25 protein-coding genes and 1 pseudogene are annotated in these 24,425 nt (G+C 47.7%); 4 read left to right on the plus strand and 22 right to left on the minus strand.

The window, feature by feature from the left end; all coding sequences use genetic code 11:
* From L5L98_RS15225 to L5L98_RS15250, 6 genes and pseudogenes are all read right to left on the minus strand, one after another.
* Window positions 1–1,341: pseudogene (locus tag L5L98_RS15225) on the minus strand (hypothetical protein); the annotation flags it as partial.
* A 37-nt stretch (window positions 1,342–1,378) separates the two neighbouring features.
* Complete coding sequence (locus L5L98_RS15230; RefSeq protein WP_263142156.1) at window positions 1,379–2,455, minus strand: TIGR03032 family protein; 1,077 nt, start codon at window positions 2,453–2,455, stop codon at window positions 1,379–1,381.
* A 1-nt stretch (window position 2,456) separates the two neighbouring features.
* A complete protein-coding gene (locus L5L98_RS15235; protein WP_263142158.1) occupies window positions 2,457–3,602 on the minus strand; it encodes a S8 family peptidase in 1,146 nt (381 codons plus the stop codon).
* A gap of 170 nt (window positions 3,603–3,772) precedes the next feature.
* On the minus strand, window positions 3,773–4,318 hold the full coding sequence (locus L5L98_RS15240) for a phage tail protein (RefSeq protein WP_263142160.1): 546 nt from the start codon (window positions 4,316–4,318) through the stop codon (window positions 3,773–3,775).
* 28 nt (window positions 4,319–4,346) lie between these two features.
* Window positions 4,347–4,877 carry a phage tail protein gene (locus tag L5L98_RS15245; RefSeq protein WP_263142162.1) on the minus strand — a complete coding sequence of 177 codons (531 nt, stop codon included), beginning with the start codon at window positions 4,875–4,877 and terminating at the stop codon, window positions 4,347–4,349.
* 26 nt (window positions 4,878–4,903) lie between these two features.
* Window positions 4,904–5,455 (minus strand): phage tail protein, encoded by a 552-nt coding sequence (locus L5L98_RS15250; RefSeq protein ID WP_263142164.1) that lies wholly within the window; start codon window positions 5,453–5,455, stop codon window positions 4,904–4,906.
* 77 nt (window positions 5,456–5,532) lie between these two features.
* On the opposite strand from L5L98_RS15250, the gene L5L98_RS15255 reads away from it, so the two are divergent.
* Complete coding sequence (locus L5L98_RS15255; protein ID WP_263142165.1) at window positions 5,533–6,015, plus strand: GNAT family N-acetyltransferase; 483 nt, start codon at window positions 5,533–5,535, stop codon at window positions 6,013–6,015.
* On the opposite strand, the gene L5L98_RS15260 is transcribed toward L5L98_RS15255, so the two are convergent.
* From L5L98_RS15260 to L5L98_RS15275, 4 genes are all read right to left on the minus strand, one after another.
* The gene (locus L5L98_RS15260; protein WP_263142166.1) at window positions 6,012–6,299 is read right to left on the minus strand and encodes a DUF6916 family protein; all 288 of its coding nucleotides are present in this window, start codon (window positions 6,297–6,299) and stop codon (window positions 6,012–6,014) included. The two genes, L5L98_RS15255 and L5L98_RS15260, sit on opposite strands and share 4 nt — an antisense overlap.
* 98 nt (window positions 6,300–6,397) lie before the next feature.
* Window positions 6,398–7,525, minus strand: coding sequence for a sulfotransferase family protein (locus tag L5L98_RS15265; RefSeq protein ID WP_263142167.1), 1,128 nt, complete (start codon window positions 7,523–7,525; stop codon window positions 6,398–6,400).
* Window positions 7,522–9,561, minus strand: a complete 2,040-nt coding sequence (locus L5L98_RS15270; protein WP_263142169.1) for a phytanoyl-CoA dioxygenase family protein — start codon at window positions 9,559–9,561, stop codon at window positions 7,522–7,524. Before L5L98_RS15270 ends, L5L98_RS15265 begins: the two co-directional genes overlap by 4 nt.
* Complete coding sequence (locus L5L98_RS15275; protein WP_263142170.1) at window positions 9,539–10,126, minus strand: aspartyl/asparaginyl beta-hydroxylase domain-containing protein; 588 nt, start codon at window positions 10,124–10,126, stop codon at window positions 9,539–9,541. Before L5L98_RS15275 ends, L5L98_RS15270 begins: the two co-directional genes overlap by 23 nt.
* Before the next feature lie 160 nt (window positions 10,127–10,286).
* Between L5L98_RS15275 and yrfG the strand changes: the two genes are divergently transcribed.
* A complete protein-coding gene (gene yrfG, locus L5L98_RS15280) occupies window positions 10,287–10,949 on the plus strand; it encodes a GMP/IMP nucleotidase (protein WP_263142171.1) in 663 nt (220 codons plus the stop codon).
* A gap of 143 nt (window positions 10,950–11,092) precedes the next feature.
* On the opposite strand, the gene L5L98_RS15285 is transcribed toward yrfG, so the two are convergent.
* The 12 genes from L5L98_RS15285 to gspC form a co-directional block, all read right to left on the minus strand.
* On the minus strand, window positions 11,093–11,854 hold the full coding sequence (locus L5L98_RS15285; RefSeq protein WP_173497004.1) for a type II secretion system protein N: 762 nt from the start codon (window positions 11,852–11,854) through the stop codon (window positions 11,093–11,095).
* A 14-nt stretch (window positions 11,855–11,868) separates the two neighbouring features.
* Window positions 11,869–12,345 (minus strand): type II secretion system protein M, encoded by a 477-nt coding sequence (locus L5L98_RS15290; RefSeq protein ID WP_105251002.1) that lies wholly within the window; start codon window positions 12,343–12,345, stop codon window positions 11,869–11,871.
* A gap of 1 nt (window position 12,346) precedes the next feature.
* Window positions 12,347–13,534, minus strand: coding sequence for a type II secretion system protein GspL (gene gspL, locus L5L98_RS15295; RefSeq protein WP_168826965.1), 1,188 nt, complete (start codon window positions 13,532–13,534; stop codon window positions 12,347–12,349).
* A gap of 183 nt (window positions 13,535–13,717) precedes the next feature.
* Window positions 13,718–14,716, minus strand: coding sequence for a type II secretion system minor pseudopilin GspK (gene gspK / locus L5L98_RS15300; RefSeq protein WP_105251000.1), 999 nt, complete (start codon window positions 14,714–14,716; stop codon window positions 13,718–13,720).
* Window positions 14,713–15,495 (minus strand): type II secretion system minor pseudopilin GspJ, encoded by a 783-nt coding sequence (gene gspJ, locus L5L98_RS15305; protein WP_105250999.1) that lies wholly within the window; start codon window positions 15,493–15,495, stop codon window positions 14,713–14,715. Before gspJ ends, gspK begins: the two co-directional genes overlap by 4 nt.
* Complete coding sequence (gene gspI / locus L5L98_RS15310; protein ID WP_105250998.1) at window positions 15,476–15,844, minus strand: type II secretion system minor pseudopilin GspI; 369 nt, start codon at window positions 15,842–15,844, stop codon at window positions 15,476–15,478. The genes gspJ and gspI overlap by 20 nt, the downstream gene beginning before the upstream one ends.
* On the minus strand, window positions 15,831–16,406 hold the full coding sequence (gene gspH, locus L5L98_RS15315; protein ID WP_113941577.1) for a type II secretion system minor pseudopilin GspH: 576 nt from the start codon (window positions 16,404–16,406) through the stop codon (window positions 15,831–15,833). The genes gspI and gspH overlap by 14 nt, the downstream gene beginning before the upstream one ends.
* 1 nt (window position 16,407) lies before the next feature.
* On the minus strand, window positions 16,408–16,842 hold the full coding sequence (gspG, locus tag L5L98_RS15320; protein WP_105250996.1) for a type II secretion system major pseudopilin GspG: 435 nt from the start codon (window positions 16,840–16,842) through the stop codon (window positions 16,408–16,410).
* Window positions 16,843–16,904: 62 nt separating this feature from the next.
* On the minus strand, window positions 16,905–18,128 hold the full coding sequence (gene gspF, locus L5L98_RS15325; protein WP_263142175.1) for a type II secretion system inner membrane protein GspF: 1,224 nt from the start codon (window positions 18,126–18,128) through the stop codon (window positions 16,905–16,907).
* A 3-nt stretch (window positions 18,129–18,131) separates the two neighbouring features.
* Window positions 18,132–19,697: a type II secretion system ATPase GspE gene (gene gspE / locus L5L98_RS15330; protein WP_105250994.1), complete on the minus strand. Its 1,566-nt coding sequence runs from the start codon at window positions 19,695–19,697 to the stop codon at window positions 18,132–18,134.
* A complete protein-coding gene (gene gspD, locus L5L98_RS15335) occupies window positions 19,690–21,804 on the minus strand; it encodes a type II secretion system secretin GspD (protein ID WP_263142178.1) in 2,115 nt (704 codons plus the stop codon). The genes gspE and gspD overlap by 8 nt, the downstream gene beginning before the upstream one ends.
* A 24-nt stretch (window positions 21,805–21,828) precedes the next feature.
* A complete protein-coding gene (gene gspC / locus L5L98_RS15340) occupies window positions 21,829–22,758 on the minus strand; it encodes a type II secretion system protein GspC (protein ID WP_131525237.1) in 930 nt (309 codons plus the stop codon).
* A gap of 253 nt (window positions 22,759–23,011) precedes the next feature.
* On the opposite strand from gspC, the gene hslR reads away from it, so the two are divergent.
* Both hslR and hslO read left to right on the plus strand, forming a co-directional pair.
* Entirely contained in the window at window positions 23,012–23,410 is a 399-nt protein-coding gene (hslR, locus tag L5L98_RS15345) for a ribosome-associated heat shock protein Hsp15 (RefSeq protein WP_011848177.1), read from the plus strand.
* A 14-nt stretch (window positions 23,411–23,424) separates the two neighbouring features.
* On the plus strand, window positions 23,425–24,285 hold the full coding sequence (hslO, locus tag L5L98_RS15350; protein ID WP_105250990.1) for an Hsp33 family molecular chaperone HslO: 861 nt from the start codon (window positions 23,425–23,427) through the stop codon (window positions 24,283–24,285).
* Window positions 24,286–24,425: the final 140 nt, after the last annotated feature.

Consider the following 24,425-nt stretch of genomic DNA (forward strand, 5'->3'; position numbering starts at 1 on the left):
GGTGTCAATCGCACCAGCCACTATCGTGTAGGTTGCAGTCCAAGTACCACTACTGTTAGTTGCTGCAACGGCTGCACCACCACCAAATTGGCTGAAGTTGACAGTCGCGGCACTGATGGTATCGCTGTTATCGTCGCCAAAGGCGGAGTTGTCCCAGCTGGCAGTGACCGTATCGCCAATCTTGTAGGCGCCTCCGGTTCCGGTCGCACCGGAAATGCCAATGAAGGCATTGCTGACGGTCGGCGCTATGTTGTCGACGGTGGCATTGCTGGTATCGGCCGTGGTGGTGGGGCCACCCGCGTTGGTAGCCGTGATGCTGACATTGCGACTACCGGCATCGATGCCGCCCGCGGTAATAGTATAAGTCGCAGTCCAGGTGCCACTGCTGTTGCTGGCCACCACAGCGGCACCGCCGCCAAACTGTGAGAAATCGACGGTAACGCCGGTAAGGTCCGCGTTATTATCGCCGCCTGCGGTATTGTTCCAGGTCGCAGTAACCGTATCGCCCATCCTGTAGGTTCCCCCCGTGCCCGCTGCGCCGGAAATACTGATATTGCCATCTGTTACTACCGGGGTTGACGAATTGACCAAGAGGTAAAAATTATCATTGGTGCCATTGACTGCATCCGCGCCACCATCGTTGAGATTGTCGTCCCCCCGAGACTCCATCAAGGCACCCGTCTTGACAAGCCGAATGTCGTAAGTTGGCGCCAGTTCGATAGTCACAGTACCATTCAGGTTGGCGAGGTTACCGCCCGATAAAGTCATGCTGTAATCTGTCGAGCTATTTTGCACCACAGAGGTAATCGTTGCCGTTGTCCCTCCGACCGTAAAATCTACCGCGCCAACCCCTGAGACTGGTACATCGAAAAGCAATCTCCAAATTAATGAATCGGCATCCGTTGGTGAGGTCGCAGGTGTCTGACGTGTGATGCTTTGGATCCGGCAACCCGATGATGTTGAATAGTAATCAGGACTACAAAGAAATACCAATCCACTGAAGCGCTTATTAAAATCATTATCCAAATCACCACTGTTGCTGGTTGCTATGTTCTGACTCGGTTGCAGCAGATCATTTTGACTAAGAAAGCTTAATACATCATGCGGTACTACGGTCGCATCGGATAACTCCGGCAGGTACGAGTCGGTAAAAGCGGCGAAACTCTGCGCACCGTCAAACTCTGGGGCGAGTTCAGCCAGACTAAGCTCATCTTGCTCACGCAAGATACTGAAACCACTATTCGCCGACCGCCCCATACCTCGGCCAGACAGGTGCGATAGGACAGGTGCTGCCTGTAATGGTGCGGCCAAAAATAACAGCGGCAATCCCTTTTTAAACATCTGCTTATCCATAAAATGCGACCTCTTGGCTACAACTTCACCATTTTAATGGCGGAAAATGAAATACTGACATTGCCTGCTTATCGTCCGGCAGCAATAACTCAGGATAGACAGCGCCGGCTAACACGGCGACATCGTAAATTTGATCGATATTCCCTTCAAAACTGACATAGCCAACAACAGTGTTGTCGGCCAGATTAATGCACCAGATGCCGCTCAAGGTTTCAGCATTCTCTTGTGTTATGGCGGCAGGGTCTGCGATGCCAGAGTCACGCTCTTTAGATAAACCGACAAACATCAAAGGGCCATAAAAATCCATGCCGCGGGTAAAACCAGGCAACTTCACCACGTCAATCACTTCTTCTGTGCGGGGATCAAAGCGACGCACTAAACCATGGCCCGACTCACAAAAATAGACGTATCCTTGGTAACAACGGGGTGAATGGGGCATAACTAAATTGGCGAGCTTTAACGCCCCGGTTTTAACATCAATCAGAGTGCCCTTATCTTTAGCGGCCTCACGCCAAGATCTTGCGACATCCAGCTGGTTAAAGGTCGTCACATAGGCAGGCTCACCGTCCAACATCGCCATGCCGTTTAAATGGCAACGATCTTCAGGCATCAGTTCAGAAATAAAACTTGGCTTCCAGCGCGGCACAAAACTGTAACCAGGCTCTAGGGTCCCGAGGCACGAAAAGTTGCTATTGACCACCCATAGGCCTTTTTTGCCATAGGCAATGTCATGAATATTGATAAGCCCTGTGGTATGGCTCGCGCTCGCGATATAACAGGTATCGGCCTGTGACGGCTCAGATAAAAAGTCCAGCGCCGCATCACTGCGTCGAAAACGCCAGACTTCATGTAATGTCCCTAAGGTAATCTGTTGCGGCGTAACGGCTAACCCCATAGGGCGCGGAACATTTTTGAAGTGAACATCCACTTTGTTACCGTCTGAGCGGATAAAAAACAACCTATGGGCCTGATAGCTAGTCACAACCAAGGAAATGTTTAAACCCGCGAGAATTGCGGGGAAATTGCTGCTGCAGTGACTGGCAAAATCCAGTTCCCGATTCACTTCATCTGCGGATGGCACTGGGGGCGTCATATCTTGCATATTATTCTGGCATCTTCCTTAATTTATCGAGCAGCTGATCCACATCCAGTGAGGGATCATTGGCAATTAGCAAAGCTATGTAACCTGTGATAATTGCAGCAGAAACTGAGGTTCCTGAAAAATAACTATAGCCACCATTGGCATCCGTGCTGATTATTTTTTCACTCATACTCCATACATCCACTGTATAACCAAAATTACTGCTCTTTAATGGCATGCCATTCGCATCGGCGGCACCGACCACTATCGCACTCGCTATGCTGGCCTCATGCATGTTTGGGGTTAACAATTTGCCCTGATTGCCCGCCGCAAACACCACAGCAACCCCCTTGCCCTCTCGCCCCTCGCGCGCCATCACATCCACAACATCCTCGATAGGCTCGAGTAACCATTGACTATGCCAACTGCAGTTGATCACATCTGCTTTGGCAAGATAAGCAAGATAAAAACTTTGTAAGGTCTGGCTAGTCCAAGTATCTCGCTGACTAATACCAATAAAGCTGGCCTTAGGCACCAACCCTTCGGGCGCGCGACGATTGTGCAAGCCAAAAAGCACCCCGGCGATTTGGGTACCATGCCGCCCAGTAGAAACCTCGTGGTGCGGGTTGGCATCCACCAATTGCCTGCTAGAAAAATCATAATAAAAACGCGTATTCAACTGTGCAAATTCTGGATGTGACAGCTCAAAACCATCATCGATCACAGCCACTGTGACCCCTTCACCGCCATTCGAGGGCCACAAACCACTCTTCTTCACTCCAGCTAAATGCGCGGGTAGCGCCCACACCTCGCTTATTCGCTCAGACCCAGATCCCATAGGCGCAGCGGCCCTTTGCCTTTGCTGGCGCAAATCGGGTTGAATAAAAAGAAGTTTCGCTTCAGCTTGTAACTTCACCAAGGCAGCAAATGCCTGCGCTTGCCCATCATAATGGAGCAAAAAATAGCGGTAACGATTCATCAAAAACAAATCGGTAATCCGCGTCGCATCCGGCGCCATTGCGGCCATTTCAGCCGTGGTGACCTCACGTGTTGTTTTTACAATCAGACGAGGGGCGAATTGCACAATGAGATCTGCAGCCTTTTGGCGATAGAGGCCGTCACTCGCCGATTCGAACCCAACCCATTGCCCATAATTTTTAAATGTCACTGTCTCCGCCTGTAACGGCGCAACGAACAGGGGAACAAACACCCAAAACCACCGCAACAACAGGTTAATGACCTTCATCGTTTACATTCAATCCCAGCCATTAACACGCGATTAAGACAGCCTCTTACTTAGTCCAGTAAGAGGCCTTAACCACCACACTGCCAATCCAACTAATTACGAACTGGGTATTCGCCATTGAGCGCAATACAAAACTCTAAGGTCAAATAAGGTTGAGTATTCGGATGTGACATACCTGAACCCGCACCTGCAAGACTATTTTGCGACATTATGCTATCCACAGTCGCTGTGCTCGGTACCATGTAAAAAATATTTTCACCGCTGCCACCCGCGCCATCCGCGGCTATATATAAGGTTTCATCAGGACCAGCTTGATTACCTATGGTTGTTCTGCCATTTAAAGAATGGCTGTGTGCAGCCATTTGAGTGCTTAACAGTGTCACGTCTGCCACACCGCTAAATTTACCCAGTACCACATTTGACAACCCAGATCCCTGTCCCGAACAAATAGGTGTCGCGCTTCTAAAATCCGGTAAATTAAATATCGTGCTACCGTTACCACCAAAGGCAATGCCCAGCACAGAGTAGAGCGCAGGATTTTGCGATATCGGTATCGATTGTCCATCACACAGCGCCCACCCATAGGGTGGAAAAGTGTTTGCCATTATTCTGATTTCACCAACAAATGGATCGGCCATAATGAGACTCCATGAATACTCAGTAGATTTAATTTCTGGATGGAAACAAGCCATTCAGACAGATAATGTAAGTCACAGCCAAGGATGGCATCACATTCGCATGTGGTAGGCTATTACCAGCGGTAGAAACCGAAGTGGCCGCCAGTGTCGCCAGCTGATTGGTGCTAGCCTCTGCCAAATAAATCTTATCGCCATCCGTTTGAGCGGCAAACAGCGCATTACTTGGAAATTCCGAGGACGCCGCCGCCTTATTCGCAGCTAACGTATGGTTGTGAGAGGGTAATTCAGTGGATACCAGCGACACAGTCTCCGCACCAAATTTTCCCCCTATCGTCCGTGCCGTTAAACCGGGCCCTTGCCCCACCCCCACAGGTACTCGGCCACGTAAATCGGGCAGGCCGAAGGTATTGACGCCATCACCGCCATACAAGGTGCCTATCAAGGCGAACATCGCCTGATAGTCATTAACCGCTAGCATGGTTCCATCACACTTATGCCAGTTTACGGGGGCATAATTCCCGCCAAATAATCTGATTTCACCAATAAATGCTTCGCTCATCATCATCTCCTGCTTGTCGGTATAGGTTAATTACGAGATGGAAATATGCCTTGCAGGGCAATACAGAAATTGACCCCCATCGAAGGTTGACAATTCTGATGTGGCAACCCTCCGCCCGTGAGTCCAATCGAACCTGGGTCAAGACTGACATGATTAGCGGCATCGAAGGGGGCATACATATGAGTCGCTTGAGAGCTCTGTTTATTAATGGCGGCACCTATGACGTTATCCGGCAATGCCTTTAAGGTCGCAGGTGACGATGAGGCCGTTACTTGGTGATTATGGGCGGGTATTTGTGCCTCGGTTAATGCGATCCCCTCATTACCACCAGCGGTGCCAATTGTACTGGTGACATAAGTGAGTGAATTTCTCGCCGTGGTGCCCAAATGCACTGGGACTCGCCCCCTTAAATCCGGTAAGCCAAACGTTGTCGTGCCATTACCCCCAAAATTCTTACCGAGCAAAGCAAATAGTGCGGGATTTTGCTGAACGGACAGTAAAGATCCATCACACTTTGCCCACCCTCTGGGCGCCCAATCAAAACCAAATATCCTTATTTCACTTATAAATGGATCCATCACTCTCTCCTTTTTTACACTTTACAAGGGTTCGATTTCACTCTTACACTCAAGTCAAATAACCATAGGGGTGACGCATGACAGATCTACAACACAGGATTCAATTACGGCCTTACCAACCAGAGGATCTGCCTTTTTTATTATCACTTTACGCAACAACCAGGGACGATGAATTATCTCAAGTTCCCTTTACCGCGGACCAAAAAGCGGCATTTTTACAGCAACAGTTTTCGGCTCAACTGCATCACTACACTCACTATTACAATACCGAGCAGTTCTTTATCGTCGAATGGGATCAGACGCCGATAGGCCGATTATTTGTCGACCAGTGGACAACTGAAATCCGCGTAGTCGATATCAGTTTGCTTCCCGCATATCAAAAACAAAAAATTGGTAGCTATCTCTTTGAGCAACTCTTTACTAAAGCGCGCCAACAACACATTGTGGTCAGTATTCATGTGGAACAGTACAACCCAGCACGCCTATGGTACGAAAAGCTCGGTTTCAAACATAAAAGCACGGCAAATGAGGTCTATCTGCTAATGGAATGGCAGCCTTAAACGACTCTGCGATTAAACACAATTTCGTATTCCACCTGACTCTTAGGGCTCATAAATAAGGTTTCAGCCCCTAATGCTGGGTGCTCAAACATATAATTGCCTTGGGGAACCCGAATATTTTCCTGTCCTAACAAATAGAGCGCAAAAGCCTCCCATTGGGGAGCACTTTGTACACCTTGTTCGACATTGTGAATAACCAGCTGAAGACGACTCCCTTGAGAGTCAGTCAATGTGATGTGATCGCCTAATAAAGCGGTTAACTGCTTGAAAGTATATGCTTGCATTTTCCATCCCTAGAATAAAAACGTTAACTTTCTGATATTTTTAAATATAAACAGCTAGGTAAAGTTAGTTTACGTCACAATAAAATACAAGATAGATGTTACTTTTTAGTTTCAAAAAGGTGAAGGTTCGACCAGTTGCAATAACTGTGGATCTGTGCTTTTTGCTTAGCCGAAAAAAACATTTGTTTGGACTGTGAATCTGCCACGAAAAATTGCGTCGCGGTTTTAGAATGTATTAACTGACATAACTCAACTTGGCTTCGCTCTTCTGCAGAGAGATCCAACAAAAACCACTTAGCAATATTATCCGCTATCGCAGGTAATACATTTTTATAATCCATAACGAGCACTTGACTCTGCCTACTGACATCTAAGCTGTAGTCCAATAATAACCGCAGTACCTTGCATTGATAATCCAGTGTCGTCTCGTTAGCCTCAACCCTTGATAACTCACTAAACAAAGGTCCTGATGGGTGTCGCACCATATGAAAGCCGACCGACTTTTGCTGTGAAGCCAGTATTTCTACCGGATCCCTGAGTAATAATAAGACAGGAACCTTGGGATACAGTGACAGGATCAAGGGCCAGAACTGCAAATCCCACGCATTCCATTTAATCAACAAATGCTGTTCAGGATGAAACAACTGACCTTGGGTATTAATGCAAAATGTTAAAGCCGCACGTCTTTGTGTGTCTGATAGGCTCCTGTCCAGTAGCACTTGAGTCAGCAGAGGCGACTCAGATAACACCCTGCATTTAGATAGCCCAGCAAAACTACGCGACACGAGTGTGGAACCACAACGCGAGAGGTGAAAGATAAAACCCGCTGGCTGCACTTGCGCCGTCAGCCGAAGTGGATCGGGCAGCGGTAATAGAGGGGTTCTAGGCCTTATCAAGGCGGACAGCATCTGGCTACGCACGGCACAAATATGCTCAGAGTGAAAAGGTAATGTCGGTTTTTCCATGGCGGAGATCCACTCTAGCACCCTGTGTTTTGGATCATAGTTTGCTGGAGCCCAAAACTGACACAAGAGGGATAAATCGGCCTGCAAAGATTGCCGATTACCTGCACTTAAGATAGCCAGTAATTCACCATCACCATAGTCTGGCAGAGCCCAAAACTGCCGAAGATACTGACAGAACTCAACCATAGTCGTCGCCTTGCTCAGTTCCCTCAAGGCAATCGGACTATGGACTAACGACCAATACCGCTGCGACTGGCTCATAACGGATACATGTTAATGTATTGCACCATACGTGGCAGCTTAGCCCTGTTAGGACTGGCACCATGGGGCAAGGCATGGTGCCAAATAATGAGATCCCCCGCCTTTGCCGCTATCGGCTTCACCGACCATTCATGCCAATCCTGCTGCTGCAGCTCGATATCCGTTTTAGCCTGTTCAACCAGCCAATCCGTTATCTTAAGATGAAATCCGGGGACGCAACAAAATGCCCCTTGATCCTCGCTGGTGTCGGTTAAATAGATTAACCCTTGGGTGCCAAACTCGACCGGGAGTTGTAGCGGCATATCCCAATGCATATCGGGCCCAGGAAAACGCCATATCTGTGTTTCAGGGGGATTGAAGCTGACTCTATCGGTCGTCATCACCAGATCGGTTCGCTGCCACAACTGTTCAAATACTTGGCGGATGAGTGGAGTCTGGCGATTCGCATCGAGAGTTGGGTGACGAAACAGCTGTAGCATAATTTTCTGCATCAATTCATGGGGATGATACCAAGTCGCAGTGTCTTGTTCATTCGCCCCTAACTGTCGCCAAATCAAGGCTCGCGTCGCGGCGCATTGCTCTGCCGATAACACTTGCGGGATCACTAAGTAACCTTCACTGTGCCAAAAATTGAGTTGTGACTCACTGAGTACTGCCGCCGGATTTGAGTCTTCAACCTCTGCTGAATTTAAGTCTTCGACTTCTGGTACTGTGACCGATGGCATTAATCCATGGGAAATAGCGCCTAATTGCTGATTAATCCCAGCAATATCCGCGGCTGTCAGCTTGGCGATTTGCTGAATGTAAGCAACAAAAGCTGACTGATGATCGTTTTGATATAAAGCTCTTAGACCCGGCTCGAGCCCTATTCCACAAAGATCCAGCAAGGTTTTATCTAAGTGCCATTCATTAGCCGGTTCAGTGAATGGCACTCCCCGTTTGCGTAGCTGTATCTTTTGCCAAAGCCGCTGCAAATGATAAATGCCTAAGCAGCTCAGATCGTCACTCGACACAAGCACAGGTTTTTGCTCTATAACATCAAACACAAAATCGGGATGAGTACCCTGCTCATATCGAAAAGCAAGGCATGAGAGCGGCTTAAGCCAATGTTCACGTCGATATCGAGGTAACGTGAGTTGAGATTGGTTTTCGCTCAGCGTGGAATTACCATAGACTTGAATGGAAGTCGTGAACTTAAGCGTTACCGCACTCGGGCTGAAATCGGGGAGCAGTAAAGTACCAGCCAAGAAGCTACGGTCTCCACTGGCAAGTAAGCGCGCTGTTTGTAGGTTGAGCGCGAATAACGGTCCTAAATAATGCGTCTCCACAAAATCCTGCACAGTACGACACTCAAGCCAAGCGTCTAACTCAATATTTTGCGGGATGAGCACACCATCATCGGCAAGATACGCCTGTAAATGGGTAAAAATTTGCACTTGCGGCTCCTGTTGCAACAAGTGCTTCATGGTTTCGGAAAGAATCACATCAAACTTTACGACTGTATTTGGCTGCCAAAGCGTGGCATCCGCACAGACACGCTCCACCACACGATCAGCCAAATCAAAGCGTTCAATAAGCTTAGTGACTTTATCTAACGAGGCTTGATGAATGTCGAGCAAAGTCACTTGAATTTGACTCGCAGAAAATAACGGCAGCAGAGGTAATAATAACCAAGCAAAAGGTCCAGTCCCCGCATATAGGATGTTCACAATCTGCCCGGGATGAGCCTTTAGACGATCTTGTATTGCTTGATAAATCCCTTGTATAAAGACTCGACCCCGTTCGGGATCTTCGGCACACTGCGCCGCGGTAGTGAGTGACACCGCCTTACCAAAAGGCGTATGGCTCGCCTCAGTATCCAAAAAAGACTCGGGGTGTAACTCCACTGCCGCTATTTGGCATAACTGCTTCAGCATGGGATCAATGAGCCGTTTAGACTCTCCTGCTGAGGTTGACAGCAGTAGCGCATTAGCAAACTGAGTTAATACAGCTACATCCAAACTATGCCCTAATTCAAGCTCTGATTTTTGCAGCATCGATTAACTCCCTTAACCATGTATTGACCTCGCAATCAATCACTAAATTGATCCGCGCATCCTGCCCTTTATTTTCAACCCAATGGACTTGGTCGGCATTGATATACCAAAGCTCTCCGGCCTGCATGGGTACACGTTTATCGTCCACGTAAAAGTTGAGTTGCTCATTCGTTTGCAGTGGCAAATGCAGTCTTGCCTCGCCTTGTTCTAGGCAGAGTCCTTGATCTCTATGGGGTTTGATTTCTGCCCCCGCATGTAAGCGCATCAAACGCACGGATTTCACTGGGCAGGCTAAAGATTGTAGAAAATGGCATAACGCAGGGCTCGATTCGAGTTGAGGCAAATTTTGCCAGTACTGACCGGTAGAAATTGAGAAGGCTTGCAAGATAGGATGAGCACCGCGATACTCTGCAGCACAGCGTAAGACGAGAACATCCCAACCACCCATATAATCACGCTGATTTACATGGGGTAACCAGTCTTGTTGCAGTAAAGCATTCAACTCTTGCTGTAAACTAAGGGAGTTTGAAACTTGAGCTAATAGGGCAAAAGAACAGATATCCATATCCAACCGCTTAATTTTCAGACTAAAAATAATTAATCATCCAAGACTAGCACAAAGATTTAAGCATACAAGTGACTCGAATCATCGTCATCACTGAGTATTACGCAGTGCAACAATCAATGCTAAGCGTGATTCAGTTTTGCAAAAATAGGAAATACCCATGTTTAACTGGAAGACTATCGATACGGTTCTGCTCGATATGGATGGCACCCTATTGGATTTGCACTTCGACAATCATTTTTGGCTGAATTTAGTACCGCAGGAATTGAGTCGACAACAAGGTGTGAGCCACAACGAAGCGCAGCAATTAGTTGTGAACGCCTATGAGAAAGTCGTAGGCACGCTCGATTGGTACTGTCTCGATTATTGGCAGGAGCAACTGCAGCTCGACATTATGGGCTTGCACCGCACTTTAGTGGATCGTATTCAACTGCGCCAAGACAGCATGCCATTTTTAGCGGCCTTAGCCTCTGCAGGTAAACGGCGCATCCTAGTGACCAATGCGCATCCTAAGAGTCTTGCCCTAAAGCTTGAACATACCGAGCTGGCCGCGGGGCTCGATGCCATGATCTCCAGCCACGAGACGGGTTACCCTAAGGAACACCCACAATTCTGGCTCACCTTGTTTGAAAAGTTTCAACTTGAGCCAAGTCGCTGTCTCTTTATCGACGACAGCGAAGCCATACTCAAGGCCGCTAAACTTGCTGGCGTGGGCCATCAATTGGGGATTGCTAACCCAGACAGTAAAAAACCAGTCAAAGTCTTTCAAGATTTCCCCGCGATTACCGACTATCACTCACTACTGACTGATCTAACGCGATAAAAAGGCTATAAAAAAGGCACCTAAGGTGCCTTCGTTTCTATTCATCGCATTGTTTTATGATCGGACATTTAATCGCAACTCTCGCATTACGGCCTTCACATCTGAGCACTCACATTAAGTTTAAGTGCTCATCTAAAACAGCGCTATAACCCAGGGATCCGCCCCTGATATACCACAGGGAAATAACCATCCGCACCACGCTTACCTAAAATATTCAGCGACTCACGCATATCTTCCGGTTGCTCTGCCGTTTCTTTAATCTTAGCCTCAACCTTCACCATATTGCCTTCATCTAACTGTAAGGTACCAACAATACCAAGCTGGTTCTTGGTTTCATCTGTGGCCAATTGCGCTTTGCCTTCGACACAACTCAGTCCGAGTTCAATATTACCTAGAGGATAGTTACCAAACTGATTCTTAACATTGGTTTGATTCAAAAACAGCTTACCAGACAACTGTTCACACCAAGGCTTACCTTGCTCTAGCGTCTCAACCAACAAACTGACTTCACCGGTAATTTCGGTTCTAAAGGGCAGTTTTGCATTGCCGAGTAAAAAACTATCCGGCGCTTCGAAACGTAGCCCCTGCGCACTTAAGCCTCCCATAGACCAAGAAATTAATCCCTTAGCACTGACAGGTGTTGCGCGGCTGCCCACTTGAAAATCAACTTTCACTTTACCTAAAAATAGCGCCCAAGGACTCAGATCCCAACGCACTTGCTCTACCTGACGCTGCGGCATACTTAAGGTTTCTATGCTGCCAGACCAAATACTGCCACTCACACCCGAAACACTGATATTCGCGGGCAATGGGGCTAACGCTATCGCAATCTTAGCGGGGAATAGAACGACTAAAAATATTAAATAAATCAGTACGCCTATGATGACTTTTTTTATCAAACTCACAGCTACACCTTAATTTATTGCGCTAATTGGATACGTCTCACTTTGACATAGCCAGGTACATCGGCCTCAGCCAAATCAACACTTTCGAGTGAAAGTCCTTTCTTCTGTACTAACTCACTCAAATAACCTAACAAGGCATCAAAAGGAACATCGTCCATCCACACTTGGATCTTATCGCCTTGGGGCTGCATGCGAGTAATCACTAACCCATAATTGCCCGCAGTTTGGTTAACCACTGAGCTTAAACTGCCCGACGTAGTTGGCTTAGCACCGTTCTGCTTAAGACTCGCTATTTTATTCGCCGTTTGTTTTACATAGTTCAACGTCTGTTGCTGTGCATTGAGGTTACGTAATGCATCGGCTTCAGCATTGGCAATCGGCGTCCAAACACCCCAATAAAAAATACCTATAACTAAGAATACCGAGCAAAAGCCCACTAATTGCTGCTCGCGCGATGCGAGCCCTTGCCACCAAGTCCGCAAATTATCCATCTTATTTGCTCCTCAAAGTTAAGGTACTGGTGACTTGCTCTTCACCGCTATTCATAGTGCCGCCATCGAGTTGAAAACGACGACCGACAATCTCTTTAAACTTCTCGATCTGCGCGTAATTTTTCGCACTCACTTGCATACGGATCTCGTTACGCGCGCTTTCGAATCTTAGGCTATTAGGTTTAAGTTCAGGCACTTGCTTAAAGGCATCCTGTAAACCATCGAGCATGGCAAAAAACTCGGCACCACTGCCCTGTCCCTGCAATGCACGTAACTGACTTTCCATCTGCGAACGTAGATTAACAATGCGCGAATTTCCCGGGATCACTTGCTGATAAATGGATTCACTCTGGGCTTTAAGATCGGCAACCTGACCATTGACTTGATGTATAGTCAGCCCTTTATTCACTAAGGCCAGCACACAAGCGATGGCAATAACGATGGCCGCACTTTTCCACATCATCAACTGTTTGCTGTATTCACGCTTCGGCGTGTAAACGCCGCTCAGTAAATTCACTGGCGCATGCAAAATACCGCGGGCTAACACTAACATAGGTAGCTCGAGTGACTGCGGCTTAAGCTCGACACCCTCGAGTTGCATCTCGGTATAACTGGCGACAGAGACTTCGCCCTGTGCAGGCTTAAGTTGTTCTAACGCAATTGGCAACCAAGGCAGAGGTAAGCTCTGGCCCGAAGCTAATCCGGTACGCAGCAATAGCTCATTGCCAAAATTCATTGCCGCCCATTGGCACTCTTGCAATGGCAAGGCTAAACAATCAGGCACAATGCGCTTCACTTTTAAACCCGCTTCGGTCAAACAACTCAGCCAAGTCTGCATTTGCTCATGGGCCACTGCGACCACACTTAAGGCATCACCGTCACGTGGACCAACAGTAAAATGCATAGCATCGACATCATCGGCTAAGGCTTCTTCGAGCATAAAAGGCAAGGCTTTCAAGGCTTGGCGTTGACCTTTTTCGGGCAAATGCACACTAGTGAGCGTCATTGCCGCGGCGGGCACTAACACATCGACGGGACGATTGCCCGCACGCTCGGTTAAGGTCGACAAACCTTGAGCATTGGCGAGCTCGCCAGAGGCGATAATTTCCTGTTCTTGCTCCGACCAAACGAGCCAAGAGCACGCTTGCTCTGCTGTTCTGCCTAAGCGAATAAATAGCCGTTCACTCACAGTTTTTCTCCACCAGTCCCAGTCAAGAAAGCGTGACTGAGCTCGTTGCTATTATTTTTGTCCACCAGATTCTGCCGGGTGAGCACTTCCATTATTTTTGGCCACCAACATCAACCCCTGACGGGTGAGCACTGCCATTATTTTTGCCCACCAACATCAAACACTGCCGGGTGAGCACTTCCATTATTTTTGGCCACCAAACTGACGGGTGAGCACTTCCATTTTATTGCCGCCGCTCTTTTTGAGCACACTTTCCATTCTAAATACGGCGTTATCAACCTTCGCCCCCGAGGCCAATAAAAAATATTGGCTATCGATGACAAAGCTCGACTTCATGGCACCTTCCCACTTGATCGATCCCATGGATGAGCTTTCATAAAAGTCATCTATCTTGGCAAAGCCATCGCCGGGGCGTTGGTTGATGATACTTTCTGCTTCGCCTACCGAAATCTGATTTTCGAGCATGCCAGCTAACAGTGCCGCTTGCTCTACTTCCAAGGTATTCACATTCAGTAATTGCCTGTCATTGCCAGGGATAACGCATACATAGGGCAAGAGTTTCAAATAGATATCTTGGGTGTATCCCATCACTGCCCGTAATTCACTGCGATGATTCATCAGTGTATTGGCCGCACGGTAAGGCACATTTCGCGCTTCGTATTCCGCATCTTCGGCACCATAAGGGCTAGCAGTGGTGTCTTCGTCGATATAATCTTTTAAGGTCTGGGTCAGACGGTCCGCACTAAAGTCGTCCATCCCTAAACTCACCAACAAGGCCTTATATTGCTTCGCCGCCAGCGGCAGCTTAGGTTGACTGTTTTCCACCTCTTTCGTGGTCACAGACAAGGCATTTAAGTTAAAACAGGCGCGCATATCAGTGATCTTGCCAGCAATTTCACCGTATTCCGCCGGAAACACAACATCGGCCATGGCCCAATATTGTTGCCTGTGGACTCGACCTTCCGAGTCGTCTAAATCTTGTTTTAAAATCTTCTTCGCCAGTTCTTCGGCAGAAATCGCGTACCAATAGGCTTGATCGTACTGGGCCAAGTTCAACGTTCGACGCATGGATAACTGATTACGACCTGTGATATTTGTCGCGATGATCACCACCATGGCCACAATCAAGAGCACAACTATCAGTGCGACACCGCGCTGTTTAGACCGAGATTGGGTTCTCATTCGCGGCCCTCATCTTCAGGGTCACCATCACCTGGATCACCAGAACCGTCACCAGGATCGTTCCCCGAGCCATCATCGACTCCATCACCATCTTTGTCTTTATCTTTGTTCGTATCGTCAGGATTTTCGTCTTTATTATCGTCATCCTTAGACTTTTCTGGTGCAACAGCACCCAGCGGCAACAAGAACTTACGTTGGATCTTGCCTAAACCTTCAATCTCAATCTCCATGGCGATCGCTTTAGGCAACTTAGTCGCCTCGACTTTACGCTCCCACTTATCTTCCATGAAGAAGGAATATTCCACCGACAGCACTTTGTCGATAATCACTGTCTTAATTGGCTCGGCGCCAAACTCAGGCTCAGGATAAGGAAAATACCAACGTTCCAGCCGCCCTTCATGCACCACATACGCCACCGACTGCAAGCTGCCTCGCGGTAATAAACCGTCGGGATTTAACCAGCCTAAACGGTAAAACACTAAGGCTTCCGATTCCGAATCTAAGATATCATTGCCCGTTTGGAAGACGGTCGAACCTCGACCACCTTCGAGTAATCTTGGTGTGCGCGCCACCATTTGCGCGAGATCACGCTCAATCGCACCAAAACCTTGCTGTAGAGCTTTAAGCCGAGTTGAAAACGCGCGCGTCACTTCATCGTTAGTCAGCACTGTGCTGAGTACCGCATTAGAAGCCAAACCTATCATGGCGAAAATCGCGATGGCGATCAGCATTTCCAGCAGGGTGAATCCCCGCTGCGCACTAGTTAGTTTTAAGGACATAACTGCTCACTTGTGCGGCAATACGCTGATAGCGTTCGTCTTCACTCACACTTATGCGGATCATACGAAAATTATCGTCCGTCGTTTTCACCACTTCTTTACGCCAATACCAATCCTTTCCTGCGAGCTCAACTTGACCTTCTTTTTTACCGATTTCAGGAAACTGTGGATCAAGTCTGGCATCGACCATCTGATTATCAGCCACCCACTGTGCCAAAGTGCGCGATTCCAGAATCGGCATGTTTGCCATCTGCTCGCCCAAACTTTTAGTGATAGACACGGCCGCAATTGAAAATACGGCAAGGGCCACAATCACTTCGAGTAGGGTCATGCCCTTAACGCGTTTCATCGGGGCGCCCTATGGTTAATCTGCCCAGCGCATCACCGACCACTAACGTTTCGGCCTGCTGGCCTTTGTTAGTTTTAGCGATAAACGTCAGCTCAAAAGCGCTCATTTCACCGCTCGGGAATAGCATGACCTGTGGCTCAGGGTGTTTCTTCTTATCATCGGCAGAGGGTTCAATCAGCGGTTCTTCGAACCAAGAATCGTCTTTCTCATCCTCTTGTACCAAAGGTAAACCATCGAGCACTAAGTTCAGTACAACCCCTGGCTCCATTTGCTTTTCAGATAAGAGTCTGTCTTTATCCAAAGGCTCCCACTTACCTTCTTTATAAAAAACAAACTGATAACTGGTTTTCTCAATCACAATACCAATAAACTGGCCACTTAAAACGGTTTCATCAAGCACCATTTCAGTGGCCGCAATAAACTGCCGCGCCGTTCTATCTAAGGCCTGTTGCGGCCCAGAATTGCCGATAGACATAGTCACAGCCGCAGCCGTGAGCCCCATCAACAAAATCACTAGCATCACCTCCATTAAGGTGAAACCAGCGTGACGCAGCTTTAGCATCTTATTGGAAATTCTGTAAATTCCAGTTACCGATGTCATCTTCGGTACCTGGTTGACCATCGGGGCCTGCACTGAAAATATCTAACTTGCCGTTTTCGCCAGGGCTTAACAACAGGTAGTTATTGCGCCATGGATCTTCTGGCAAACGTTTTACATAACCATCTTCACGGTAGTTACGTGGCTCAGGCGAAATCGTAGGCTTTTGCACTAATGCTTCTAAGCCTTGTTCGGTCGATGGATAAACACCGTTATCTAACTTATACATATCTAAGGCATTTTCGAGTGCAACTATGTCAGACACGGCTTTTTGTTGGTCAGCCTTGTCTTTGTTACCCATCAAGTTAGGCACAACCATAGAGGCTAAAATCCCTAAAATCACGATAACAACCATCACTTCGAGTAAGGTAAAACCTTGATGTTTCTTGTTCATTTGCATCGACTACTTCTCCTAAAAAATCCTATGCCAATCGACTTGGTCATAATCCATAAATTCAAAAATTAACCGCTAATCAAGTTATTCAAGGCTAAAATTGGCTGCAAAATTGCCATCACGATAAAGAGCACAACACACGCCATACTGACCACCAGCATAGGTTCGAATACACCCAATGCTATGTTGACGTTACCTTCGAATTCCCTGTCTTGGTTATCGGCGGCCCGCTCTAACATCTGCTCAAGTTGACCACTCTTCTCGCCCGACGCAATCATGTATAACATCATAGCCGGAAACAACTTAGTATTAGTCAACGCTGCACCTAAGCTAGTTCCTTCCCGCACGCGTGCAGTCGCCTCGTCAACTGCGGCCCGCACTCGCATATTCTGCAACACTTCACTCGCAATACGCATACCATCGAGCAAAGGCACTGAACTGGCGGATAAGATACTTAACGTCCGCGCAAAACGCGCCGTATTTAATCCCTTACTCACGCGGCCAACAACCGGCATGCTCAATAAAAAATTATCGTACTTCATCCGAAACGCAGGTGACTTTAACATGCGGCGAAAGAGTGCGAATAACAGCACTAAGGCGATAACCACAAACACACCATAGTTTTGAACAAAGTCAGAGGCCGAGATCAAAAATCGGGTCGAGGCGGGAAGCTCAGCGCCCATGTGCTCAAACTGTCCGACCACTTTAGGCACAACCGCTGCTAGCAGGATTGAAATCACCCCTATCGCCACTGTGGTCAAAACCGCGGGATAAATCATAGCTTGGGTCAGCTTAGATTTAAGCTGTTGGCGTCGCTCTGTGTAATCCGCTAACCGATTAAGCACCACTTCTAAGTGACCCGACTTTTCACCCGAGGCCACCATGGCACGGTATAAATCATCGAAAATATGCGGAAATTCAGCCAAGGAATCGGCCAGACTATAACCTTCCACCACCCGAGAACGTACCGCCATAATCATGCTCGCGAGACGATCTTTCTCGCACTGCTGACCAACGGCTTTAAGGGATTCTTCAATCGGTAAACCCGCGGCCACTAAGGTCGCAATTTGGCGGGTGATCAAAGCTAATTCAGCAACTGAAATGCCACGTTTGAAAAACGAAAAACTGCTGCTCTTAGCTTTGGCTTCTTTTTCAGTAACAGGCAGTATTTCCAAGGGCATCATGCGCTGATCACGCAGTTGGCTGCGGGCGTGTCTGGCGGTATCCGCCTCAATCACGCCCTTAAGCTGCTTTCCCTTGGCATCCAGTGCCTTATATTCAAATGCTGGCATAAATTACTCCTCGCGAGTCACACGTAGCACTTCTTCGAGAGTGGTGATGCCCGCGAGCACTTTGCTCATGCCATCGTGACGAATGCTCGGTACAAACTGACGAATATACTTTTCGATGGCTAACTCACCGCGGCCGCCATGGATCAATTCACGCACATTATCGTCAACCAGTAAAAGCTCATGAATACCGGTTCGACCACGGTAGCCATTGTTACCACAGGATTTACAGCCATTGGCACGGAAAATACGTCTGTCGTCATCGGCGGCTATGCCCAGCAACTCACGCTCACGCGCATCGGGCACATGCTCGATTTTACATTTAGGACAAAGGGTTCGGATCAAACGTTGAGCCAACACACCGAGTAAACTTGAAGACACGAGGAAAGGCTCTACGCCCATGTCTTGCAAACGTGTAATCGCGCCAGACGCTGTGTTGGTATGCAGGGTTGAAATCACCATGTGGCCAGTGAGTGACGCTTGCACCGCAATTTGCGCAGTTTCGAGGTCACGGATCTCACCTATCATCACGACATCGGGATCTTGACGCAAAATAGCGCGCAGACCACGGGCGAAAGTCATGTCGGCCTTAGTGTTAACTTGGGTCTGACCGATACCGTCTAACTCGTATTCGATAGGGTCTTCTACTGTGAGTATGTTGGTGTCTTTGGAGTTGATCTCCGTCAGACCCGCATACAAAGTGGTACTTTTACCCGAGCCCGTAGGGCCAGTCACCAAAATGATCCCGTGAGGACGACGAATAAGATCTTCAAACTTAACGCGAATACTGTCTGTCATCCCCAATTGTTCTAAATCGAGGTTACCAGTATTTTTATCCAGCAGACGCAGTACAACACGTTCACCGTGGCTCGATGGCATGGTCGATACCCGCACATCTACCGCACGACCTGCGATTCGCAGCGAAATACGGCCATCCTGCGGCACACGTTTTTCGGCGATATCGAGGCGAGCCATAACCTTAATCCGCGACACTAACAGCGACGACAGTTTACGGTTTGGCTTGAGGACTTCCTTAAGTACACCATCGATGCGGAAACGCACCACGAGCTGTTTCTCGTAGGTTTCGATATGGATATCCGACGCTTCTTCTTTAATCGCTTCAGATAACAAGGCATTAATCAATTTGATGATAGGCGCATCATCATCACCTTCAAGTAAGTCTTCGGTCTGCGGCAGCTCTTCGGCAAGGGTGAATAAATCCATCTCGTTGCCAATGTCTTCCATCAACTGCTGCGCTTCAGACGAGTTCGCCTGATATGCTTGAGTGAGTTTGGCCTCAAACTTTGCCACTTCGAGCTTAACCAAAGGCAAATCAACACCCGAATAACGCCGCGCTTCGAGCATAGCCGTTAAGGGTGTTTTACTCGTATAGAACAAGCTTAACTCGCCCGTTTCACCCAGCGCGAGCACCACATCGTGGCGGTGTGCAAAGGCAAAAGGTAAACGCTCTTTACTGCTCGAACGAAATACCTCATCACCTTCAGCTTCAAGGCCTAGCTCATTAGAGACTTGGCTGAGGTCATCGACTTGGGATAGTTGAATTTCACTCATTGGTTTTATCTTTGTTTTTGTTTTCATCGAGCGTTTTGAGCGTTGGATCCGTTTTACGCATCTGAGTATCTAAGCCTTTACCTTCTTTATAACGCTCTAAAATCTCGTTAACTTCAGGAGGTAAATACTCAGACTGATTCCATTCTTCCAACACTGGCACTTGAGTATTTGGCATTAAGTTCACGCCCCGCTCTTGCTGTTCAAGCTGTAATGCTCTGAAATAATTATATTTACGCCCAGCAATCCCTTCCATCGTGATGCCATCACGTATGATCGTTGGCTTGATGAAGATCATGAGGTTTTTCTTCGTTTTTTTGCTCGAAGAAGATTTAAACAAATGTCCTAGAATAGGGATATCACCCAAGAACGGTACTTTTTGTATACTTTCTTGTACTTCTTCGTTGATCAAACCACCGAGTACCACAATTTGACCAGAATCCGCCATAACGGTAGTGGTTAAGCGACGAGTCGCGAAGGAAATATCCACGCCTGTATTACCGTTAACCCCAGAAACTTCCTGTTCAATCGTCAGCTTAACTGAGCTGCCTTCGTTGATCTGTGGCACCACTTTCAGTTTAACCCCAACCTCTTTACGCTCAACGGTTTGGAATGGGTTGCTGTTGCTCGAGCTGGCGGTAGAACCTGTCAGAATAGGCACTTCGTCACCCACAATAAACGAGGCTTCTTGGTTATCTAAGGTCGTAATAGAAGGCGTTGCCAGTACGTTTGAGTTAGTGTCACTGGATACGGCTTGGATCAGCGCACCAAAGTCACCCATGGCCACACCCCATGCCATACCGTTCACTTTACCTAAAGCTTGGGCAAGTAAGGTAACATCGCCCTTCGTACTCGGGTTTTGACCTATCACCTGACCAGTACTCGGGTTAGTGATGAATGTGCCTTCTTTATCTTGCGCCTGCCATACACCAGCGCCAATCTCACCTATGGTTGGGCCTAAGTTATTAAACTGAGTGCCGCCGCCCGCTTTCGCCGCCCATTGCACCCCAAAGCCGACACTGTCGCCTTCGGCAACTTCGACAATAATGGCTTCTACGAGTACCTGAGCACGGCGGATGTCGAGTTGATTAATCACGCTCTCGATAGTGCGCATCTGATCGGGTTCAGCACTGATCACTAAGGCGTTGGTTTCAGTATGCGCCATGATATTAATTTCATTACGGCGTTTACCACCTGCAGCCTGAGCGCTCGGATCTTTCTCGCCTTCCAACTTTTGGGCAAAACCGGTCAGCACTTCAACTAAATCTTCTGCTTTGGCATAACGTAGATAACGAACTTTTGTGTTACCTGTGCTGGCTTGTTCGGCATCGAGACGACGGATAAGCTCGACCACACGTTGGCGGCTCTTCTCATCACCGCTCACGACTACGGCATTGATACGTTCGTCAGCAACCACTTTTGGCGCTTGGCCTGGCAATTGGGATTGGTTAGCAGTAGCACGATAAAGGGTATCTATGATTCGTACCATTTCACCCGCGGAGGCAAATTCTAACGGCACCACTTGCACCGAGGTATCGCCTTGCTTATCCACTCGACGGATAATTTCGACTAACTTGTTCACGACAGCAGCACGGCCAGACAACATCAAGACATTGGAGGGGTCGTAGTTCACTACGTTGCCGCCACCCGCATTATCATTAAGTTGACGTAATAACGGCGCTAATTGCTTAGCCTCAGTGTTATACAAGGCCACGATACGCGTCACCATTTCATCACCAAGGCCGGGGTCATTATCGTTAGCGACTCGAATTGCAGCGGTTTTGGCATCTTTGTCTTTGATGACTTTAATAACGTTATTTTCCATCTCAACGATGGCATAACCGTAAACTTGTAAGACGTTGAGGAAAAACTGGTAATACTGTTCATCGTTCAACAGATCATAACTGCGAACGTTGATTTTGCCGCGAATTGTCGGGTCAACTATGATGGTCTTATTCAGGTTTTTACCAACGATATTGATAAATTCTTGAATATCCGTGCCTTTAAAGTTGGCCGCATACTGTTCAGACCAAGCGAATTGGGAGGAGAACATGGCTGCACCCGCAACAACCCCAGCAATCAGCTTGCGTCGAATCCTTTTGTTATTCATTCTTTTTCTTTCCTCTAACGCGTGTTATTGCGGCAAACTAAACATGATTTCAACCAATTGTCCTTCCCGCTCAACCATAATAGAAACTTCGGTTAACTCGGGTAATTGGCTCATCATTTCTAACGCTTGACTCATTACGGTCAAGTCGTATCCATTAATCGATTTGGCTAAATCGTTAGCTTTAAAACCCGCCTGCTTAAACAAATTGGCGTCTTTCCCTGGATTCAAGCGATATCCCGCCACAGCGTCACCCTGTCTGACAGGTGAAATGGCAATATAATCGGTGATCTTACTGGGGTCGGCTAACAATTCGGTGCGGGATTCGGCGAGTTCTTGGGAGATTTCGGCATTTTTACGTTGATCGACACGGCTCACTGCCGATCCAGTCTTATTAGTCTTAGCTTGTTGTAACTGCTGATTGGCTGGGCTTTGGCTAGTGTAAACTAAGCCATCGAGCATTAATGTCTCGTAACGGCCAGCGTTAGTGATGATAATACGGTCGGCATAGACTTCTTTCAGTGATGCCGAAGTGCCCTTAATTTTATCGCCTAAGCTGTAGGTCTCTTGGCTGCCGTTTGACTCAATGATCGCTAAGCCTTTCTGATCCGCTGTCGATGCAACAACGCCAGTGAGCTGAATAGAGAGCGTGGTCTTAGGCGCGTCGGTCACAGTCTCAACAACCTCAGTTTTTGGCTTTTCAGATTTAGCATCTGCCTTACCAAAGAGACCAAGCTGCTGTAAACCCGCAAGATCAACCTGCCCAGCACCTTTACCCGTCAGGTTAACGGGCGTTGGTGACCAAGCACTGGGTGATGAGCTAGTAGGCACTAATTTCCATGTAATTTGCGCGGCTAACAACATGATCACAATAAAACCCAACCAGAAGACTATCCGGCTTAAGGGCTTATGGGGCATGCCAATGGCTTTTGCGATAACTTTATCTAATAAATCCATATTTTATGTGGACCCTCGATACAGGTCTCTGTTCTGATTATAATAATTAGGCGGTTACCGTCTCATGCTAACCTAGGCAGCATTTGGCAACAAGCCCATAACAGCATTCAAATTGGCGAAAATAGGCCAATTATGCTAACTTTGCCCGCCATAAAAGGGTGTGAAGCACGCCACCCTTTAACATAATAGAAATGCTCTTCACGCATTTTCTTGCTCGGCATGTGAACTCATCGATCTTTTAGCTGGAGACACTATGACTCAAGGTCAAAGCGATAAAACAGACATTCGACTCGATAAGTGGCTTTGGGCTGCACGTTTTTATAAAACCCGTGCCATCGCCAAAGAAATGATTAACGGCGGCAAAGTACATTACAACGGCCAGCGTGCCAAATCTAGTAGGAATGCCGAGATAGGCGCCGTCCTTAAGATACGCCAAGGATATGACGATAAAGAGATCGTCATAAAAAAATTATCGCAATTACGCCAAAGTGGTGCGATTGCACAAGAATTGTACGAAGAAACCGCGACAAGTCTGGCTAAACGGGCCATTAATGCTGAGCAACGACGCCTCCACATGCTCAATAACCCGATACCCGATCAGAAACCAGATAAAAAGCAACGACGCCAGCTCATGCGCTTTAAAGACCTTTAACAGTGAGATACACGATGAACCAAGATACTTTACACCGCTACTTGTTCGATAATGCCGATGTGCGCGGTGAACTGGTGCAGTTACAAGACAGCTATCAACAAGTGATCAGCGCCCAAGAATACCCAGCCGTACTGCAAGTGCTACTGGGTGAATTAATGGCAGCCACCTCACTATTAACCGCTACATTGAAATTTAGCGGTGATATCAGCGTACAGTTACAAGGCAACGGCCCTGTTTCTTTAGCAGTGATCAACGGTAACAATTTACAAGAGTTACGCGGTGTGGCTCGCTGGAATGCTGAACTCGCCGATGATGCTAGCCTCACAGAACTCTTCGGCCAAGGCTATATGGTCATCACCTTAACACCCGACGAAGGTGAACGCTACCAAGGTGTCGTTGCACTAGACAAGCCAACGCTTGCGGCCTGTGTTGAAGAATACTTCAATCAATCTGAGCAGTTACCTACGGGAATTTGGTTATTTGCCGACGGCAAACAAGCGGCGGGCATGTTCCTACAAATTCTGCCAAGCCAGCAAGATCACAACGCCGACTTCGAACACTTGAGCCAACTGACGTCGACCATCAAGGCCGAAGAGCTATTTACTCTTGATGCAGAAAGCGTGTTACATCGCCTCTATCATCAGGAAGAAGTACGCTTATTTGATCCTATCGATGTGAGCTTTAAATGCACTTGTTCCCATGAGCGCAGTGCCGGCGCGATCAAGACCTTAGATCAAGCAGAAATCGAAGCCATACTCGCCGAAGATGGCAAGATAGAAATGGGTTGCGAATATTGCCACGCTAAATACACCTTTGATGCCATAGACGTAGCAACCTTATTTGCTAACGGTCAAACATCAACAACCCAGCAGTAAAACGACTCCCGCTAAAAAATGGGCGCCCTATTTGGCGCCCATTTTTTATTCATACCTATAATCCCCTCACACATTGCACTCGGCTTAGGCTACAATCGCCCTCACTTTGTCACCTAGCACGACTCAGGCGATAAATAAAA

Origin of the sequence: Shewanella sp. SM23, from assembly GCF_025654295.1 — a bacterium.
GTDB classification, from domain to species: domain Bacteria; phylum Pseudomonadota; class Gammaproteobacteria; order Enterobacterales; family Shewanellaceae; genus Shewanella; species Shewanella oncorhynchi.